The sequence below is a fragment of the Belnapia moabensis DSM 16746 genome (assembly GCF_000745835.1).
GTDB classification, from domain to species: Bacteria; Pseudomonadota; Alphaproteobacteria; order Acetobacterales; family Acetobacteraceae; genus Belnapia; species Belnapia moabensis.
The window spans coordinates 3,558-6,378 of sequence record NZ_JQKB01000105.1; the positions used below are offsets into that span (position 1 = coordinate 3,558).

The window sequence follows — 2,821 nt, forward strand, 5'->3', positions numbered from 1 at the left end:
CTTGTTTGCCCGGGACGTCGGCGCGTTAACGACGCTGCGGGGGCGGAGATAAGGAGTGCGGGATGGAGCAGTTGGGCGCCTTCGCACAAGCGTCGCAGACACTAGAGGTTGCGCGCTTGGCGCGCCGGCCCGGCTTGGTGGCGGAGATGCAGGCACGGCTTGCGCATCACGGGCTGCTAGACCCGCCGGCAGACGGCCTCCTCGACCCCGCCTCGCAATGGGCGCTCGGCGCCTTCTGTCGCGCAGTCCGCCTGCCTTTCAACAGCGCACTGGCGCCACCCGTCGCTGCTGCTCTGCTACAACAGGATCCCGTGCTGCCATTGCAGCCTGATGACAGCCTGGCGGGGCGGATAGTTGCAGCCTCTATCCGGCATAGCCATTGGCTATGTCGCCATCCCGACTGCGTCAACATCGTCTATGTTGAAGGCGTGGACGAGCAGGGGTGTGAAGTGCTGCGCCGGCCTGACGCCTTTGACGATCTGCGGGTGCTGCTGCGCATCGCATCCGGAGGGCGCCCGGAAATCGTGGGCGCTTGGCACGCGACGACCGCCTCGGGCCGCGCAGCGGTGGAAACGCCTGCCGAGCCCGAAGGCGCGCCGCGCCTTGCGGCGGGCCAGCATCGCGCCTGGGTCATAGGCCGCACGGCCATCGGCACGGAGCTGGAGCAGGAGGCGCTCATTCAGGCCCTGCCGCTGCTGGTGACGCGGGATGGTGACAGGAACTTCCGGCGCGAGGGTGACCCGCCGGAGCGGGGCATCTTCCTCATCGACCAGCATGGCGGCCACGACGCGCCGCGTGAGCGGGTGGGCGGCATCGGTGCGGGCTGCTTGGTTGGTCGTAGCCAAGCCGGGCATCGCAGCTTCATGGCGAGGTTGCGGGAGGATCCGCGCTGGCGCGTGAACGCTGCCCATATCTTCACTACGTCCATTCTGCAGGCGGAGCAGGTGGCTAGCTGATTAAGCCTTTGTCCGCCCAAGTCTCGGAACTCAGGCCCGAACGCTACAAGGGAAGCAGATCGTAACCTGTGATAAGTACCACTTATCAATGGCGATGCATTTGCCTCGGGTCCCGGTAGTTGAGCCAGGGTAGGTAACGGTGGTCGCAGTGGCAGGCGCCATGGCAAGAGGTTCGGCAGGTCCTACGCGGAGTTGCCACGCTGATGCGGTTGCCATTGGGCCTATGTGTGTAGATAAGGCTCATGCTCCCCACCGATCGACCCCTGCGACTGGCCACTCACGGCGGCACTTTCCACGCCGATGACTGCCTCGCCTATGTCGTCCTGACCGGCGCCCTGGGGCTCGGTGCTGATGACGGAACGCACGTGCTGTTCCGCACCCGCGAACGCGCTGCCCTGGAGGCTGCCGACATCGTCTGGGACGTCGGCGGCACCGCCGACGAGACCCGCTGGCGCTTTGACCACCACCAGCCTGGCGCACCCAAAGCGCCGAATGGCGACCCGTTGAGCTCGGCAGGTTTGGTGTGGCGCACCAACAACCTGGGCAATGGCCTGAGCCTGGGGCAGCTCTACGTGCGCAATATCCTGGCGAAGTCGGGTTTCCAGGAGGTCGCAGACGAAGTGGTGGCCCGCATAGCCGAAAATGTCCGTTACAAGTTCGTGCGCCATGTCGATCTTGTGGACAATGGGGTCGAGCGCGCTGCTCCAACCGACCTCACCGCGATGGTAGATGCCTACAACAGCGCCTGGGATGAGCCGAGCCAATCCGACCCCACCGCGTTCGAGGCGCGGCAACTTGCCGGGTTCCTGCGGGCCAGCCAAATGGTCGCCGTGGCATTGGAGCAGCACGTCGGGAAGGAACGCGGCGCCGCCTTTGCTTACCAGGCCGTGGCGCAGGCTTGGGAGGATTGCCGATCAGGGAGTAGCGGGCTCCATCCCGATGTGTTGGAACTGCCGCGCGGTATGCCATGGCAGCGAGCGGCCTTTGAACTGGGCATGCCCATCCTTTACGTGATGAGCCCGGAGCCGGACGGCCGCTGGAAGCTGCAAGCAATGCCGGCCGAGAAGGGCAGTCTCAGGAACCGCCTCGACATGCCCGAGGCTTGGCGCGGCCTGCAGGATGCTGCCCTCGAGAAGGCGTGCGGCATTCCGGGAGCGGTGTTCGTCCATCGCAGCGGCCACTTGGCCATCGCCACAACCCGGGAGGCAGCGCTGGCCATGGGCCAGGCTTGCTTGGCCAACAAGCCTTCCCCCGCCGAGGCGCTGCGCAAGGCTTGGGGGCGATAGGAACTGCGCCCCGTGGTGCGTCCCTCCTCCGCCCTAACGCAAGGTATAGGGGGAAAGCAGCCGCTGGAGGTTCTGTCAGGCCTCGCGCCACGCTGCCCGTTTGGCCGCCTAGGCTGGAGCCGGTAGACTCAGGCTGGTGGCATAAAAGGGCCGGACTGTGTGGCCTGCGGCTCGGCTGAGGTGACCGAGCGGCTGGAGCGCACCCCCAAGGTTATCGTCGGTTCCGCTGCTGGATCTGCGGCAAGCAGTTCAACAGGATCTGTCAGAGCTCGCGCCTGGAGTGCCCGGATTGGCGAGTTGGGGCGCGGCGCTCGCTGAGCCGTGGCTCCGCGCCACATAATACCAGCCGCCCTAGAGCTTGACCTGAGCCCAGGCACGGGTGGTGATGGAGGTGACCTGCTCTGGTCTGCGCATCAGCGCGTTCCAGGCTGAGCAGCAGGCGTCCACGATAGCGTCGTAGCTCTCCCACACGCGATGACTGAGAAAGTTGGCCCGCAGGAACTCCCACAGGTTCTCGACCGGGTTCAGGTCGGGCGCATAGCGAGGCAGCGGCAGCAGGCTGATGTTTGCGGGCAGTTG

The 2,821-nt window shown here is 65.9% G+C and carries 3 protein-coding genes; 2 read left to right on the forward strand and 1 reads right to left on the reverse strand.

The genetic code is table 11. The annotated features are described in order from the left end of the window. The first annotated feature begins 116 nt into the window (after positions 1-116). A complete protein-coding gene (locus tag EP26_RS35545) occupies positions 117-956 on the forward strand; it encodes a peptidoglycan-binding domain-containing protein (protein WP_157033827.1) in 840 nt (279 codons plus the stop codon). Positions 957-1,198: 242 nt separating this feature from the next. Next, the gene (locus EP26_RS26845; RefSeq protein WP_052389737.1) at positions 1,199-2,242 is read left to right on the forward strand and encodes an MYG1 family protein; all 1,044 of its coding nucleotides are present in this window, start codon (positions 1,199-1,201) and stop codon (positions 2,240-2,242) included. 351 nt (positions 2,243-2,593) lie between these two features. On the opposite strand, the gene EP26_RS33835 is transcribed toward EP26_RS26845, so the two are convergent. Then, on the reverse strand, positions 2,594-2,821 hold a 228-nt coding region (locus EP26_RS33835; RefSeq protein WP_211259571.1), incomplete at its 5' end, for a transposase.